The organism is Actinomycetospora chiangmaiensis DSM 45062, from assembly GCF_000379625.1.
Classification (GTDB): Bacteria; Actinomycetota; Actinomycetes; order Mycobacteriales; family Pseudonocardiaceae; genus Actinomycetospora; species Actinomycetospora chiangmaiensis.
Genome location: NZ_KB903245.1, coordinates 204,660 through 219,473, shown reverse-complemented (window position 1 = coordinate 219,473; position 14,814 = coordinate 204,660). Strand labels below are relative to the sequence as shown.

Below are 14,814 nucleotides of genomic sequence, written 5' to 3'. Positions count from 1 at the left end.
GTAGTGGCGCGCGAGTTCGCCCGGGTGGGTGTGGTCGGTCTCGGCACGATGGGGGCTGGCATCGTCGAGGTGTTCGCGCGAGCGGGCATCGAGGTGGTCGCGGTCGAGGTGAACGAGGCCGCCGCCGCCCACGGTCAGGACCACATCGAGTCCTCCACCGCGCGTGCCGTGTCCCGCGGGAAGCTCGCCGAGGACGACCGCGCCGCCCTGCTCGAGCGGGTGCGGGTCACGACCGACATGGCCGACCTCGCGGACGTCGCGCTCGTCGTCGAGGCGGTGCCGGAGCGTCTCGAGCTCAAGAGCGAGGTGTTCGCCGCACTGGACAAGGTCTGCGCGGCCGACACGATCTTCGCCTCGAACACCTCGTCGCTCTCGATCACCGAGCTGTCGGTGCGCACGCAGCGGCCGAGCAAGGTCGTCGGGATGCACTTCTTCAACCCGGCGCCGGTGCAGCCGCTCGTCGAGCTGGTGCGGACCGTCGTCACCGAGCCCGACGTCGTGGACGACGTCCGGGCGCTCGCCGAGCGCCTCGGCAAGTCCCCGGTGGTGTGCGGCGACCGCGCCGGCTTCATCGCCAACCAGCTGCTGTTCACGTACCTGAACCAGGCCGTGGGCATGTTCGAGTCGCACTACGCGGGCCGCGAGGACCTCGACGCGGCCATGAAGTTCGGCTGCGGCTACCCGATGGGCCCGCTGGCCCTCATGGACCTCATCGGTCTCGACACGGCCTACGAGATCCTCGAGGAGATGTACCGGCAGTCGCGCAACCAGCGCCACGCGCCGGCGCCGGTCCTCAAGCAGATGATCACGGCGGGCCTGCTCGGCCGGAAGACCGGGCGCGGCTTCTACACCTACGCCGAGCCCGGTTCGGGCACCGTCGTCCCCGACGCCCTCACGCCGCCCCCGCCCGGGGCCGACGCCGCCGACCTGCGCCCGATCTCGCGCGTCGGCGTGGTCGGCACCGGCACGATGGCCACCGGCATCGCCGAGGTCTTCGCGAAGGCCGGCTACGACGTCGTCGTGCGTGGCCGTTCGGAGTCCAAGGGCGAGGGCGCCGTCGCCGCGGTGCGCAAGTCGCTGGAGAAGGCCGTCGTCAAGGGCAAGCTCACCGAGGAGGCCCGGGACGAGACCCTCGGGCGCATCTCCACGACGGTCGACTTCTCGGGCCTGGCCGAGTGCGACATCGTCGTCGAGGCGATCGCCGAGGACCTCGAGGTCAAGCAGGCGGCGTTCTCCGCGCTCGACGAGGTGTGCAAGCCCGGCACGATCCTCGCGACGACGACGTCGTCGCTGCCCGTCGTCGAGTGCGCCGCCGCGACCTCGCGTCCCGACGACGTGATCGGCATGCACTTCTTCAACCCGGCCGCCGTGATGAAGCTGGTGGAGATCGTCTCGCCGATCACCACCGCGCCCGACGTCACCGCGACCGTGCGCGACCTCTGCGCGAAGATCAAGAAGGCGCCGGTGCTCTGCGGGGACCGCGCGGGCTTCATCGTCAACGCGCTGCTCTTCCCGTACCTCAACGACTCGGTGGCGATGCTCGAGGCGCACTACGCGACCGTCGACGACATCGACTCGGCCATGAAGAACGGCTGTGGCCTGCCGATGGGGCCGTTCGCCCTGCTCGACGTGGTGGGCCTGGACGTCTCGCTCGCGATCGAGCGCTCGCTCTACCAGGAGTTCCGCGTCCCCGGCTTCGCCCCGGCGCCGCTGCTGGAGCACCTCGTGACGGCGGGCCGGCTCGGCCGCAAGACCGGTCACGGGTTCCGGGACTACAGGTGACCTCCGGTCTCGTGAGCACTGACCGGGGCTATAGCCCCCTGTAGTGCTCACGAGGCGAAGCCACATGGCCAGACGCAACCGACGGGCAGCGAGCGGGGAACCCCGTCCGCTGTTCGGCGGCGCCCTCTCCAACGTCGAGCGCGGGGGACGCCGGTGGGCGGTCCGGCGCGTCGCGGGGTCCGGGGCGACGAAGGTGTACCGCTGCCCGGGCTGCAACCAGGAGATCTTCCCGGGCACGGCCCACGTCGTGACCTGGCCGGTCGACGAGATCGGGGGCGGCGACGAACGCCGGCACTGGCACTCGGCGTGCTGGGCCCGTGGCTGAGCCCCGCCTGCGCCTCGTCGGTCGCCTGCTGCTGGGCCTCTTCCTGACGGCGGCCGGCGTCACCCACCTCGGCCCGCTGCGGCTCGAGTTCCGCGGGCAGGTGCCGTCGTGGTTCCCGGCCGACGCGAACCTCGTCGTGCTGGTCTCCGGCGTCGTCGAGATCGCGCTCGGCCTGTCCCTGCTGGTGCTCCGTTCCCGACGACGGGTGGTCGGGGTCGTCGTCGCGCTCTTCTTCGTCGCGGTCTTCCCCGGCAACCTGTGGCAGTACCTCGACGGCGTGCCCGCGTTCGGGCTCGACGACGACGGGGCCCGGCTCACGCGGCTGTTCTTCCAGCCGCTGCTGATCCTCTGGGCGCTGTGGGCGACCGGGGTGTGGCCGCGGGTCCGGCCCCGGCCGCATGATCACGTCGAGTGGACCCCCAGTGCTGGTTCCGGAGCACGGGAACAGCACTGACCGTCCCCTCGACGTGATCATGGTCCGGGCTCAGCCGGTGGCGGCGTCCCCATAGGCGACCACCGACAGGAACCGGATCGGCAGCTCCACCAGCTCGCGCGGCCCGTGCGCACCCTCGCCGTCGAGCTGCAGCGCGTCGCCCGGGCGCATCGTGTACGAGGCGTCGCCGTGGCCGTAGACCATCGCGCCCTCCAGCACGAACAGCAGCTCCGTGCCGGGGTGCTGGAACAGCGGGAACTCCTCGCTGCGCTCGGTGAGCGTGACGAGGTGGGCCTCCATGCGCTTGTGGGGGCCGCGCAGGGCGCCGAGCAGCGTGTAGTCGTGACCCACCCGGGTGCCGCGGGCGACGATGCGCGCGCCGCCGCCCGCCGGGGTGAACACGGCCTCCCGCGGCCCGTCCGCGTCCCGGAACAGCGCGGTGACCGGCACGTCGAGGGCCGAGGCGAGCCGGGCCAGCGTCGTCAACGAGCACGAGATCTGCGCGTTCTCGATCTTGGACAGCATCGCCTTCGACAGCCCGGTCCGCGCCGCCATCTCGGCGAGCGTCCACCCGGCGTCGGCCCGGATGCGCCGCACCTGGGCGCCGATGGCGCGCTCGAGCCGACCCTCCCCGTCGTCGGGAACGTCGACCTCGCGAGCGGCCGGGCCCGTCCCGATGGTCGAGCTCCGCTGCGCTGCGTCTCCCGCCTCGATGGTCGAGCTCCGCTGCGCTGCGTCTCCCGCCTCGATGGTCGAGCTCCGCTGCGCTGCGTCTCCCTGCTCCGGCGTCACCGCATCTGCCCCGCGCCGACGTAGGGGTGAGGGCTCGTGAGCAGGTCGCCGTCGGCGAAGCGGGACAGCCGGAAGTCCGACGCGGGCGTCTCCGGAACGGAGCTCTCACCGTCGACGACGAGGTCGGCCACCAGCCGCCCGACCTCCGGCGAGATCTTGAACCCGTGCCCGGAGAACCCGGCGGCGACGACGAGCCCGTCCAGGCCGTCGACGCGGGAGATGACCGGGTTGAAGTCGGGCGTCACGTCGTAGCAGCCGGCGTAGGAGGAGGCGATCGAGGCGTCGACGAGCCCGGGGAACCGGGTCCCGACCTTCTCGACGGCGCGGTCGAGGGCCTCCGGCGTCGCCTGGTTGGAGTACCGGTCGGGGTCGGCGGGCTCGAGCGTCCCGAGGTCGGAGTTGCCGACGAGCAGTTCCGCGGAGACCCGCTCGTACCGCACGTACTGCAGCGACACGAGGTCGGAGAACACGGGCACCTCGCCGAGGTCCTGTCCGGGGTCGACGAGCACGAGCGACTCCCGGTGCACCGTCAGCGGCAGCTCCACCCCCTGCTCGGCGAGCAGCGGCACCGACCACGGGCCGGCCGCGAGGACGACCGCGTCGGCCTCGAGCACCTCGCCGTCCGAGCACCGCACGCCGGTCACCCGCCCATTCCCGACGACCAGCCCGGTCACCAGGGTGCCCTGGCGCAGGTGCGCCCCGGCCCGGCGCGCAGCGCCCGCGAAGCCCTGGGCGGTGCGGTAGGCGTCGCCGTAGCCGCCGCGCTCCTCCCACGCGAACGCGCCGAACGGCTCCAGGTCGGCGACCGGCCAGAGCTTCGCGACCTCGGTGTGGTCGATGTCCTCGGTGCGCACCCCGACCGCCCGCTGGTCGGCCATCGAGGCGTGCAGCGCGGCCACGTTCTCCGGACCGACCCCGACCACGTAGCCGATGCCGAAGAACCCGACGTCGACCCCGAGGACGTCCTCGGCGTGCTCGAAGGTGTCGAGCGACCGGGTCGCCATCGCGGCGAGGGAGGAGACGCCGTAGTGGCACCGGACGACGCCGGACGACTTCCCGGTGCCCCCGGACCCGACGGTCGCGCGCTCGACGACCGTGACGTCGGTGATGCCGCGCCGGGTGAGCGCGTACGCGGTGGCGCAGCCCTCCAGGCCGCCCCCGACGACGATGACCTCAGGCATGCTCCGCTCCTCCCCGGGTCGAGCTCCGCTGCGCTGCGTCTCCCGTCCCCGGGATCCAGTTCGTCCCGGCCAGCGGTACCCGCGCCATCGCGGCCGCTTCCACGGTGAGGGCGACGAGGTCATCGGGCTCCAGGTGCCGCAGGTGCGCCTTGCCGCAGGCGCGGGCGATGGTCTGCGCCTCCATCGTGAGGACACGCAGGTAGTTGGCCAGGCGGCGCCCGCCCTCGACCGGGTCGAGCCGGGCCGCGAGCTCCGGGTCCTGCGTGGTGATGCCGGCCGGGTCGCGACCGTCCTGGAAGTCGTCGTAGGAGCCGGCGGCGGAGCCCAGCGCCTCGTACTCCGCGGCGTAGCGCGGGGAGTTGTCGCCCAGCGCGATGAGGGCGGCGGTGCCGATCGCCACCGCGTCCGCGCCGAGGGCCATCGCCTTCGCGACGTCGGCGCCCGAGCGGATGCCGCCGGAGACGATCAGCTGCACGCCGTGGCGGTGCAGCCCGAGCTCCTGCAGCGCCAGCGCGGCCTGGGGAATCGCGGCGAGGGTGGGGATGCCGACGTGCTCGATGAACACGTCCTGTGTCGCGGCGGTGCCGCCCTGCATCCCGTCCACCACGACGACGTCCGCGCCGGCCGCGACCGCGAGCTTGACGTCGTAGTAGGTGCGGGTGGCGCCGACCTTGACGTAGACCGGCTTCTCCCAGTCCGTGATCTCGCGCAGTTCGAGGATCTTGATGGCGAGGTCGTCCGGTCCCGTCCAGTCGGGGTGCCGGCAGGCGCTGCGCTGGTCGATCCCGGCGGGCAGCGTGCGCATCCCCGCGACCCGGTCGGAGATCTTCTGGCCCAGCAGCATCCCGCCGCCGCCCGGCTTCGCGCCCTGCCCGAGGACGACCTCGATGGCGTCGGCCTTGCGCAGATCGGTGGGGTTCATGCCGTAGCGCGACGGCAGGTACTGGTAGACGAGGTGCTTGGACTCGCCGCGCTCCTCGGGGGTCATGCCGCCGTCGCCCGTCGTCGTGGACGTCCCCACCTCCGAGGCGCCGCGCCCGAGCGCCTCCTTGGCCTGCGCGGACAGGGCGCCGAAGCTCATCCCGGCGATGGTCACCGGGGTCTGCAGGTGCAGCGGGTAGCGGGCGTTGCGGCCGCCGAGGACGACGTCGGTGTCGCAGCGCTCGCGGTAGCCCTCCAACGGGTAGCGCGACATCGAGGCGCCGAGGAAGAGCAGGTCGTCGAAGTGCGGGACGGCGCGCTTGGCGCCCCAGCCGCGGATGTCGTACACCCCGGTCTCGGCGGCGCGCTGGATCTCGGCGATGACGTCGCGGCCGAAGGTGGCCGATTCCCTGGGCATCAGTACGCCTCCGCCTGCTCGGACTGGAAGTGGTAGAGCCGCCGGGCGGAGCCGTAGCGGCGGAACTCGGCCGGGTCGTGGTCGAGGCCCGCTGCCGCGAGGAGCTCGGCCAGCTCGGCCCGGTGCTCGTCGCGCAGCTCCTTCTCGACGCAGTCCGCGCCCAGCTCGCCGACGCGGCCGCGGACGTAGAGCCGGGCCTCGTAGATGGAGTCGCCGAGCCCGTCGCCCGCGTCGCCGCACACGACCATCCGGCCCGCCTGGGCCATGAACGCGCTCATCGGGCCGACGGACCCGCCGACGACGATGTCCACGCCCTTCATCGAGATCCCGCAGCGCATGGACGCGGAACCCTCGATCACGAGCAGCCCGCCGTGCGCGGTCGCCCCCGCGGACTGCGAGGCGTCCCCGGTGATCCGGACGGTCCCGGACATCATGTTCTCCGCCAGGCCGGTGGCGGCGTTGCCGTGGACGGTGACCGACCCGCCGTCGTTCATGCCCGCGCAGTAGTAGCCGACGTGCCCGCGGATCTCGACGGCGATGCCGGTGTCGATCCCGGCGGCCACCGCGTGCGCGCCGTCGGGGTGGAGGACCTCGTAGCTCTTGACGGCGGGGTCGTGCAGCTCGGCGTTGAGCGCCCGGACCGGCGTCGTGGCCAGGTCGAAGCTCACCGTCTCCATGCGTAGACCCTCCCGGGCTCGGGCTCGTACAGACGGGCGTGGTCGATGTCGGGCAGGGCCGCGAGGGCGCGGAACTCCGACGCCATCGCCACCCAGGCGTCGGTCTCGGCGATCACCGCGGGCTTGCAGGCGATCGGGTCGCGGACGACGGCGAACCCGTCCGCGCTGGTCACGAGCAGCGTGTAGAAGCCGTCGAAGGTCTCGCGCAGGGCGAGCAGGGCCTTCTCGAGGTCCTCGCCCTGGGCCAGCCGCGAGGCGACGAACCGGGCGCCGACCTCGGAGTCGTTCTCCGAGTCGAACTCCACGCCCTGGCGCACCAGCTCGCGGCGGATCGAGGCGTGGTTGGAGAACGAGCCGTTGTGCACGAGGCACTGGTCGGGGCCGACCGAGAACGGGTGGCAGCCCTCGGGCGTCACCGCCGACTCCGTCGCCATCCGCGTGTGGGCCAGGCCCTGCCAGCCGACGGCGTCGGCGAGGCCGTAGGTCGTGGCGAGCTCGCGGGGGTGGCCGACGCCCTTGTAGACGGTGAGGTCGTGGCCCGACCCGACCACCCTCGCCGTCGGGAAGAGGCCCTTCACGCGGGCGACGAGGTCCTCGGGGACGACGGGGGCGGCGACGATCGTGGTGTCGCCCGCGACGCTCACTTCTGCGTCGAGGCCGTTGGTGTCGGCGCCGGGTGGGAGCAGCACCGAGACGGCCGCGTGTCCCTCGGGGACCCGCCGTCGGTCGCCGTAGACGGCGACGCCCGCGGAGTCGGGGCCGCGCTCGACGACCCCGCACAGCATCGACTCCAGCAGGCGCCCGAGCTGCGGGTGCAGCTCTGGGTCGCGCAGGTGGAGCCCGACGATCCCGCACATCCGCGTGTCCTCCTAGAACGCCGTGAGGTAGCGGTCGTGCTCCCAGGAGCCGACCGTGCCGTGCCAGTCGAGGAACTCCTCGCGCTTGAGGTCGGCGAAGTACGCCGCCACCCCCGGCCCGGCCGCGTCCAGGGCCTTCCCGACGACGGGATCGGCCCGGAGGGCCTCCACCGCGTGCAGCAGTGTCGGGGGCAGCTCGGGCCGGTCCTCCGTGCTGTCGGGCTCGAGGCTCCGGTCGATGCCGTCGAGGCCCGCGGCCAGGGCGACGGCGAGCGCGAGGTAGGGGTTGGCCGCGCCGTCGCCGCCGCGCAGTTCCACGCGGTGGCCGTCGGGGACGCGGACGAGGTGGGTCCGGTCGTTCCCGCCCCAGGTGGCGCGCCGGGGGGACCAGGTGGCGCCGGAGCGGGTGGAGGTGGCGCCGGTGCGCTTGTAGGAGTTCACCGTCGGCGCGAGGACCGCCTGCATCCCGGGCGCGTGCTCGAGCAGGCCGGCGAGGAAGCGGTAGGCGAGCTCGGAGAGGCCGTGGCCGCGCCCGTCGGTGTCGTCGGGGAAGCGGGAGGACCCGTCGGACCAGAGGCTGAGGTGCAGGTGCATCCCGGAGCCGGTGCGGTCGGCGAACGGCTTCGGCATGAACGTCGCCGTCATGCCGCGCTGCTCGGCGAGCATGGAGATCAGGTAGCGGGCCGTGATGACGCGATCGGCGGTGGTCAGCGCGTCGGCGTAGGCGAAGTTCTGCTCGAACTGGCCGTTCGCGTCCTCGTGGTCGTTCGCGTAGTTGCCCCAGCCGAGGGCGTTCATCGCGGTGGAGACGGCGGTGAGGTGGTCGTACATCCGCGTCAGGCCGCGGGCGTCGTAGCAGGGGCGGATGCCGTCGTCGAGGGTGTCGGCGGGGCGCAGCGTGCCGTGCTCGTCCTTCGCGACGAGGAAGTACTCGACCTCGGCGCCCGCCATCAGCTCGAGCCCGGCGGCTCGGGTGAGCATCGCCTTGAGCAGGACGCGGGGGGCGTAGGGCCAGGGCCGGCCCTCGACGTGCGGGTCGCAGTGCACGAGCGCGAGGTCCTCCCGGACCCACGGCAGCGGGGTGTAGCTGGTGACGTCGGGGATCGCGATGAGGTCGGGGTCGCACGGCTGCTGGCCGATCGCGCCGACCGCGTACCCGGCGAACCCGACGCCCTCGTGCTCCAGCTCGTCGGCGCTCTCGACCGGCACGAGCTTCGCGCAGGGCTTGCCGGTGAGGTCGACGAACAGGGCGAGGAGGAACCGGACGCCGTCCGCCCGGGAGCGCTCCGCGAGGGAGGCGGGGGCGGTGAGGGTCGTCGGCGACCCGTCGGTCCGGGGGTCGGTGACCGTCATGAGGGCTCCTCGGCGGATCGATGATCTCTCGCTGAGAAACAGCGTCTCTCATGAGGAGACCATCGGGGTTGCCGTGGTGTAAAGCCCTCGGGCCGTGGGCGCGCGAGGGTGACGCCAGGCAGGATCGGGCGCCCGGGGGCATGCCTGGTGTGCACCTCGTGGTGGCGCCGGTCAACCGACCCGACGATGTGGCTTTTCTGGCGTTCAGTGCAAGCAGTGACGCATTGCTTGCACCGGAGGTGCCCCTACGTCGACGTGGTCTCGTAGTCCCGGCGGGGCGTGTGGTTGTCCGCGGCGACGGTGGGGGTCGGGACCGGGGCGGTCGCGTCGTCCGGCGTCTCGTCGGGGAAGGCGTCGAGGCTCGGCAGGTCGGCGAGGGACTCGCGCAGGGTGGCGAGCTGGTTGGTCACACGGGCGCGCAGGCGACGGACCTCCGCGACCTCGCCGTCGGCCTCGCGCAGCCGGCGTCGGGCCTCCTCCGAGGCGTCGCGCAGCTGCTTCTCGGCGCGCGAGCGGGCGTCGGCCTCCGAACGGGCGAGCACGCGCATCGACTCGGTGCGCCGTGAGGCCATCGCGATCTCGAAGTCCTCCTCGACCTGCGCGCGGCGGGCCCGGGACTCCTCGTCGAGGCGGCGACGCTCGTTCTCCGCCTCGGTGCGGATGCGGGCGGCGTCGGCGCGGGCGGAGTCCATGAGGCCGCGGTGCTCGTCCTCCATCTCGGTGCGCCGCCGCTCGTTGTCGGCGAGGCCGGCGTCGTAGCGGGAGCGGGTCTCGGCCGCGGCCGCCTCGGCGGCCTCGTGCATCTCCTGCGCCTGGCGGCGGGCCTCGTCGGCCGTGTTCCGCGCGTACTCGTCGGCGTCGGTGATCGTGCGGGTGGCCTGCTCCTCGGCCTCGGTGATCGTCCGACGGGCCCGCTCGTCGGCGTCCTCACGGGTGCGCCGCGCGGCCTGTTCGGCCGACGAGCGCATCTCGCGCGCCTCGTCCTGCGCGAGCCGCAGCATCCGCTGCAGGCGCTCGGAGAGGCCCTCCATCGAGTCCGGCGGCGCGGCCAACCGGTCGATCTGGGCGCGGAGCTCCTCGACGTGTGCACGGGTGCGATCCAGCGCGCGTGCGAGCTCGGAGGCCTGGGCCACCGCGGCGTCGCGGTCTGCGGTGAGGATGCGCAGGTCGGCCTCGACGCGGTCCAGGTGTTCCTCCACCTGGCCGCGGTCGTAGCCCCGACGCACGACGTCGAAGCCGGTGCCCAGGGGCAGCAGATCACGGTCTCCCGACGGCATCGGCCCAGGTTACTAGGGCTGTGCGCGACACGGCCACGGTCGGGTGACGGACACGCCGCTCCGGCCCGGATCGGTACCGGTCACACGGTCGGGTGAGTCCCGTCACCCGCGCCGACCACCTATCGGCGTGCTGCCCTGGATCCTGTCGGAAAAGGCCCCGGAAACGCACGAACGGCACTCCCGCGCACGACGATGCTGCGGAAGTGCCGTCCGGTGGGACAGGGGACTACTGGCCGCGGAAGCGGTTGATGCCCTCCAGGTGCCGCTCGCGCAGCTCCGGGTTCGTGACACCGAGCCCCTCCTCGGGGGCGAGGCAGAGCACGCCGACCTTGCCCTGGTGGGAGTTGTGGTGCACGTCGTTGGCCGCCTCGCCGGTCTCCTCGAGCGCGTAGCTCTTCGAGACCGTCGGGTGGATCTTGCCCTGGGCCACCAGGCGGTTCGCCAGGTAGGCCTCCTTGTAGTTCGCGAAGTGCGACCCGATGATCCGCTTGAGGTTCATCCACAGGTAGCGGTTGTCGTACTGGTGCATGAAGCCCGACGTCGAGGCGCAGGTGACGATCGTGCCGCCGCGCTTGGCGACGTAGACCGAGGCGCCGAAGGTCTCGCGACCCGGGTGCTCGAAGACGATGTCGGGGTCGTCCCCGCCGGTCAGCTCGCGGATCTTCGAGCCGAAGCGCTTCCACTCGCGGGGGTCCTGGGTCTCGGGGTCGGACCAGAACTTGTAGCCCTCGGCGGAGCGGTCGATGATCAGCTCGGCGCCCATCCGGCGGCACAGCTCGGCCTTCTCCGGCGAGGAGACGACGCAGACCGGGGTGGCGCCGCCGTTGAGCGCGAACTGGGTGGCGTAGGAGCCGAGCCCGCCCGAGGCGCCCCAGATGAGGACGACGTCGCCCTGGGTCATGTTGGCGCCGTTGTGGCTGACGAGCTGCCGGTAGGCGGTGGAGTTGACCAGCCCGGGGGAGGCGGCCTCCTCCCACGTCAGGTGGTCCGGCTTCGGCATGAGCTGGTTGGTCTTGACCAGCGCCATGTCGGCGAGGCCGCCGAAGTTGGTCTCGAAGCCCCAGATGCGCTGCTCGGGGTCCATCATCGTGTCGTCGTGCCCGTCGGGGCTCTCCAGCTCCACCGAGAGGCAGTGCGCGACGACCTTGTCGCCCGGCTTCCACATCTGCACGCCCGCGCCGACCTTGAGCACGACGCCGGCGAGGTCGGACCCCACCACGTGGTAGGGCAGGTCGTGGCGCTTCGCGAGGTCGGAGATCCGGCCGTAGCGCTTGAGGAAGCCGAAGGTGGACACCGGCTCGAAGATCGAGGTCCACACGGTGTTGTAGTTGATGGCGCTGGCCATGACGGCCACGAGCGCCTCGCCGGGAGCGACCTCGGGCGTCGGCACCTCGTCGAGGTGCAGCGACTTGCGCGGGTCCTTCTCCTTCGAGGTCATGCCGGCGAACATGTCGGCCTCGTCGGCGTGCACCGTGATGCCCCGGTAGGACTCGGGGACGGTCATGGAGCCGATGCCGGCCAGATCGTCGGCGAGGATGGCGTCGCGGATTTGCTGCACTGGTCTTGCCTCCGGGGTGGTCGGGTGCGGTGAGGCTACCGACGAGTAGCTATGGCGAGAAGGGTGATGTGGGTCAGTGTCCGGCGGAGTCGGCCGCAGGCTGGACCAGCTCCACGAGGACGCCACCGGCGTCCTTGGGGTGCACGAAGTTCACGCGGGAGTCGGCGGTGCCCCGGCGCGCCTGGTCGTAGAGCAGCCGGACCCCCTTCTCCCGGAGCTTCGCCGCGGTGTCCTCCACGTCGCGCACCCGGTAGGCGACCTGCTGCAGGCCGGGGCCGTTGCGGTCGATGAACTTCGCGATCGTCGAGCGCTCGTTCAGCGGCGCGAGCAGCTGGATGGCGGTGCCGGCGGGGTCGTCGGGCGCGTGGAGCATCGCCTCGCGGACGCCCTGTTCCTCGTTGGTCTCGGTGTGCGTGGCCTCGAGGCCGAGGGTGCGGGCGTACCAGGCGATGGCCTCGTCGAGGTCCGGTACGGCGATCCCGACGTGGTCCACGGCCACGATGCCGACCGCTGCGTCGAGCTGTGCAGTCATGCTCGGGACAGTAAGCGACTGAATCGCGACACCAAGCAGGTGACGGCCACCACCCCGACCTCGGACGGGTGACCCTGACGTGTCGGGCGGGTCCTGCCACGATCGCCCGCGTGCCCGTCCTGACCGACCTCGTCGCCCGTGCCCGCGAGGGCTCCCCGCGTGCCGTCGCGCAGCTCGTGTCGATGGTGGAGGACGGCGGGCCGGCGGTCCGGGAGCTCGCTGCGGCGCTCGCCCCGCACGCCGGCCACGCGCTCGTGGTCGGGCTCACCGGCTCGCCCGGGGTCGGCAAGTCGACCACCACCTCCGCGCTCGTCGCCGAACTGCGCCGTTCCGGACGACGGGTGGGCGTGCTCGCCGTCGACCCCAGCTCGCCGTTCTCCGGCGGGGCCCTGCTCGGGGACCGGGTGCGGATGAGCGAGCACGCCACCGACCCGGGCGTGTTCATCCGCTCGATGGCGACCCGCGGGCACCTCGGCGGGCTCTCGGCGGCGGCCCCGCAGGCGCTGCGGGTGCTCGACGCAGCCGGCTGCGACGTGGTGCTGGTGGAGACGGTGGGGGTGGGGCAGTCGGAGGTCGAGGTGGTCGCGCTCGCCGACACGACGGTCGTGCTGCTCGCGCCCGGGATGGGCGACGGCATCCAGGCCACGAAGGCCGGCATCCTCGAGATCGCCGACGTGTTCTGCGTCAACAAGGCCGACCGCGAGGGCGCGGAGACCACGGTCCGCGAGATCGAGAACGCGATGGCGATGGGCCGGCGGGGGACCGGTCCGCAGTGGCGTGCCCCCGTCGTCCGCACCGTGGCCGCCGCGGGCCGCGGGATCGACGACCTGCTGGCCGCGATCGACGCGCACCGCGCGTGGATGGACGGCCACGGCCGCGGGGACGAGGGCCGGCGACGGCGGGCGCGGGCGGAGATCGAGGCCATCGCCCTGGCCGACCTGCGGGCGCAGCTGCGCGCGGTCGCGGGCTCGGCGGCCCTCGACACGCTTGCGGGCGAGGTCGCGTCCGGCGCGCTCGACCCCTACGCGGCGGCCGACCGGCTGCGTTCGGCGGCCGAGGGTGACGGGGGGTGAGTGTACGGTCCGCGCCGCGGGAGACGGAGCGGAGCGGGAGCTCGATCCCGCGGTGAGGCGAGAGGGGGTGGCCGCGTGCTGTGCTGGTGGGTGGTCACGGTGATGGCGCTGCTGCAGGGCGCGGACTACGCGGGGCGGTGGCGCCGCCGTCGTCACCGGCGGGGGCGGGGCGCGCACCGGGGGCGCCGCGGGGCGATGCGGGAGTGGCCGGGTGGTCGGCCTGGGCCGTGAGCCTCAGCGCACGCCGACGGTGGGCAGCGCGTCGGTGAGCCACGGGATGACGATGGTGACCGTCGGGACGACGACGAGCGCCACGGCGGCCAGGTAGGTGCCGACGGCGAGCGCGCGCCCGCCCCGTACGCAGGCGCGGATGCGCTCGAGCCGTTCAACGACGTCGGGGCCGTACCCGGCCCGGCCGCTGGAGGCGAAGGCGTCGAGCGCGCCCGCCATCGCGTCGTCGCCGACCCGGCGTCGCCCCGCGTCGTCGGCGAGCATCTCCAGCAGGAGCGCCACGGCGTCGCGGGCCTCGCGGCTGCGCACGATCACGGGGAATGCGCGGTGCAGGGCGGTGAAGCCCTCGCGGACGAGGTCGTGGCGGGCGGCGAGGTGGGCCTGCTCGTGGGCGATGACGGCGCGCAGCTCCCGCGGGCAGAGCGTCTGCAGGGCCGCGCCGGTCACCACCACGCGGCCCTCGCGCCCCACCCGTCCCGGCACGCAGTAGGCGAACGGGACGGCGCCGTCGAGCACCCGCAGCACGGTGCCGGCCCGCAGCGCCCCACCGGCGTCGACCTCCTCGGCGCGGGCGAGCAGGTCGATCATGTCGCGGTGGCGGGCGCGCCGGACCCGCGTGCGCACCGCGAGCAGCACCAGGACCACGACGAGCCGCGCCACGATGAGGCCGGCGAGCACGGCGGCCACCCCCACCGCGACCGCCAGGGCGATCCCGGTGCGCTCCTCGGGGTGCAGGAACACGCGCAGCAGGGCCTCGGGGGCGGCGAGAGCGCTCCCGACGGCCGCCAGCACGGCCGCGACCGCCACCGACTGCCACAGCACGATGGCGGCGCGCGGCACGGACCGGGTCCACCGGGCGCGTGCCAACAGGGCGGGCACGGGCCCGGCGAGCACGAGGGCGAGCCCCGTCAGCCACACCGACGCCATGACGGGTCAGTGTGGCGCGTCAGTGGTGGTTCTCACGACCCGGGTGATCCCTCCGCCGGGCGCGGCGTGCCGTTCGCGGGCGTGTCGAGGGCGCGGCGCAAGGCCTCGGCCTCCGCCGGACCGACCCGGTCGACGAAGGCCACCAGCGCCGCGGTGCGGTCCTCGCCGACGTCGCCGAGCGCGTCGAGCATCAGTTCCGCGGCCATCTGCTCGCGGCTCGAGGCGGCCGCGTAGCGGTAGGCCTTGCCGTCCCGTTCCTGTCTGACCAGCCCTTTCTTGGCCAGCCGGCCCAGGACGGTCATGACCGTGGTGTAGGCGAGTTCGCGCTCCAGTCGATCGTGGACGTCGCGCACCGTGAGCGGCTCCTCCGCCGTCCACAGCTGCGCCATGACCGCGCGTTCGAGCTCTCCCAGGGCCACGCGGAGGAGTGTACCCAGCGACACAGGGTGTCAACGACACCTGTCGTACTACCGTCGG

Annotated in this window: 15 protein-coding genes; 4 read left to right on the top strand and 11 right to left on the bottom strand. The window is 73.2% G+C overall.

Translation table 11 applies throughout. The features are described from left to right. The first annotated feature begins 3 nt into the window (after positions 1 to 3). The 3 genes from A3CO_RS0125100 (at position 4) to A3CO_RS0125090 (ending at position 2,561) form a co-directional block, all read left to right on the top strand. Positions 4 to 1,782, top strand: a complete 1,779-nt coding sequence (locus A3CO_RS0125100) for a 3-hydroxyacyl-CoA dehydrogenase family protein (protein WP_018335017.1) — start codon at positions 4 to 6, stop codon at positions 1,780 to 1,782. Between the two features lie 64 nt (positions 1,783 to 1,846). Beyond that, positions 1,847 to 2,107 carry a hypothetical protein gene (locus A3CO_RS0125095; protein WP_018335016.1) on the top strand — a complete coding sequence of 87 codons (261 nt, stop codon included), beginning with the start codon at positions 1,847 to 1,849 and terminating at the stop codon, positions 2,105 to 2,107. Then, positions 2,100 to 2,561, top strand: coding sequence for a DoxX family protein (locus tag A3CO_RS0125090; protein ID WP_018335015.1), 462 nt, complete (start codon positions 2,100 to 2,102; stop codon positions 2,559 to 2,561). The genes A3CO_RS0125095 and A3CO_RS0125090 overlap by 8 nt, the downstream gene beginning before the upstream one ends. Positions 2,562 to 2,591: 30 nt before the next feature. Here A3CO_RS0125090 and A3CO_RS0125085 read toward each other — a convergent pair whose 3' ends face one another. The 9 genes from A3CO_RS0125085 to mce form a co-directional block, all read right to left on the bottom strand. Beyond that, positions 2,592 to 3,332: a helix-turn-helix domain-containing protein gene (locus A3CO_RS0125085; RefSeq protein ID WP_018335014.1), complete on the bottom strand. Its 741-nt coding sequence runs from the start codon at positions 3,330 to 3,332 to the stop codon at positions 2,592 to 2,594. Further along, complete coding sequence (locus tag A3CO_RS0125080; protein ID WP_018335013.1) at positions 3,329 to 4,513, bottom strand: NAD(P)/FAD-dependent oxidoreductase; 1,185 nt, start codon at positions 4,511 to 4,513, stop codon at positions 3,329 to 3,331. The genes A3CO_RS0125085 and A3CO_RS0125080 overlap by 4 nt, the downstream gene beginning before the upstream one ends. Next, positions 4,506 to 5,852, bottom strand: a complete 1,347-nt coding sequence (locus A3CO_RS34260) for an FMN-binding glutamate synthase family protein (RefSeq protein WP_018335012.1) — start codon at positions 5,850 to 5,852, stop codon at positions 4,506 to 4,508. Before A3CO_RS34260 ends, A3CO_RS0125080 begins: the two co-directional genes overlap by 8 nt. Further along, positions 5,852 to 6,529 (bottom strand): hypothetical protein, encoded by a 678-nt coding sequence (locus A3CO_RS0125070; RefSeq protein ID WP_018335011.1) that lies wholly within the window; start codon positions 6,527 to 6,529, stop codon positions 5,852 to 5,854. Before A3CO_RS0125070 ends, A3CO_RS34260 begins: the two co-directional genes overlap by 1 nt. Further along, entirely contained in the window at positions 6,517 to 7,386 is an 870-nt protein-coding gene (locus A3CO_RS0125065; RefSeq protein ID WP_018335010.1) for a class II glutamine amidotransferase domain-containing protein, read from the bottom strand. The genes A3CO_RS0125070 and A3CO_RS0125065 overlap by 13 nt, the downstream gene beginning before the upstream one ends. Before the next feature lie 12 nt (positions 7,387 to 7,398). Continuing rightward, entirely contained in the window at positions 7,399 to 8,739 is a 1,341-nt protein-coding gene (gene glnT / locus A3CO_RS0125060) for a type III glutamate--ammonia ligase (RefSeq protein WP_018335009.1), read from the bottom strand. 245 nt (positions 8,740 to 8,984) lie between these two features. After that, positions 8,985 to 10,016 (bottom strand): DivIVA domain-containing protein, encoded by a 1,032-nt coding sequence (locus A3CO_RS34255; RefSeq protein WP_018335008.1) that lies wholly within the window; start codon positions 10,014 to 10,016, stop codon positions 8,985 to 8,987. Positions 10,017 to 10,242: 226 nt separating this feature from the next. Next, positions 10,243 to 11,520 carry a crotonyl-CoA carboxylase/reductase gene (ccrA, locus tag A3CO_RS0125050; RefSeq protein WP_084682193.1) on the bottom strand — a complete coding sequence of 426 codons (1,278 nt, stop codon included), beginning with the start codon at positions 11,518 to 11,520 and terminating at the stop codon, positions 10,243 to 10,245. 127 nt (positions 11,521 to 11,647) lie between these two features. Further along, the gene (gene mce, locus A3CO_RS0125045) at positions 11,648 to 12,106 is read right to left on the bottom strand and encodes a methylmalonyl-CoA epimerase (protein ID WP_026204986.1); all 459 of its coding nucleotides are present in this window, start codon (positions 12,104 to 12,106) and stop codon (positions 11,648 to 11,650) included. A gap of 110 nt (positions 12,107 to 12,216) precedes the next feature. Between mce and meaB the strand changes: the two genes are divergently transcribed. Continuing rightward, positions 12,217 to 13,179 carry a methylmalonyl Co-A mutase-associated GTPase MeaB gene (gene meaB / locus A3CO_RS0125040; protein ID WP_018335005.1) on the top strand — a complete coding sequence of 321 codons (963 nt, stop codon included), beginning with the start codon at positions 12,217 to 12,219 and terminating at the stop codon, positions 13,177 to 13,179. A gap of 234 nt (positions 13,180 to 13,413) precedes the next feature. Here meaB and A3CO_RS0125035 read toward each other — a convergent pair whose 3' ends face one another. Further along, on the bottom strand, positions 13,414 to 14,337 hold the full coding sequence (locus A3CO_RS0125035; protein ID WP_018335004.1) for a M56 family metallopeptidase: 924 nt from the start codon (positions 14,335 to 14,337) through the stop codon (positions 13,414 to 13,416). A 32-nt stretch (positions 14,338 to 14,369) separates the two neighbouring features. Continuing rightward, positions 14,370 to 14,756, bottom strand: a complete 387-nt coding sequence (locus tag A3CO_RS0125030) for a BlaI/MecI/CopY family transcriptional regulator (RefSeq protein ID WP_018335003.1) — start codon at positions 14,754 to 14,756, stop codon at positions 14,370 to 14,372. Between the last annotated feature and the right edge of the window lie 58 nt (positions 14,757 to 14,814).

What these genes read in the sequence shown, in the direction of transcription:
- A3CO_RS0125095 (WP_018335016.1), top strand. Translation starts at nt 1,847, where the DNA reads ATGGCCAGACGCAACCGACGGGCAGCGAGCGGGGAACCCCGTCCGCTG.
- A3CO_RS0125080 (WP_018335013.1), bottom strand. Translation starts at nt 4,513, where the DNA reads ATGCCTGAGGTCATCGTCGTCGGGGGCGGCCTGGAGGGCTGCGCCACC.
- A3CO_RS34260 (WP_018335012.1), bottom strand. Translation starts at nt 5,852, where the DNA reads ATGCCCAGGGAATCGGCCACCTTCGGCCGCGACGTCATCGCCGAGATC.
- A3CO_RS0125070 (WP_018335011.1), bottom strand. Translation starts at nt 6,529, where the DNA reads ATGGAGACGGTGAGCTTCGACCTGGCCACGACGCCGGTCCGGGCGCTC.
- A3CO_RS0125065 (WP_018335010.1), bottom strand. Translation starts at nt 7,386, where the DNA reads ATGTGCGGGATCGTCGGGCTCCACCTGCGCGACCCAGAGCTGCACCCG.
- glnT (WP_018335009.1), bottom strand. Translation starts at nt 8,739, where the DNA reads ATGACGGTCACCGACCCCCGGACCGACGGGTCGCCGACGACCCTCACC.
- A3CO_RS34255 (WP_018335008.1), bottom strand. Translation starts at nt 10,016, where the DNA reads ATGCCGTCGGGAGACCGTGATCTGCTGCCCCTGGGCACCGGCTTCGAC.
- ccrA (WP_084682193.1), bottom strand. Translation starts at nt 11,520, where the DNA reads ATGACCGTCCCCGAGTCCTACCGGGGCATCACGGTGCACGCCGACGAG.
- mce (WP_026204986.1), bottom strand. Translation starts at nt 12,106, where the DNA reads ATGACTGCACAGCTCGACGCAGCGGTCGGCATCGTGGCCGTGGACCAC.
- A3CO_RS0125035 (WP_018335004.1), bottom strand. Translation starts at nt 14,337, where the DNA reads ATGGCGTCGGTGTGGCTGACGGGGCTCGCCCTCGTGCTCGCCGGGCCC.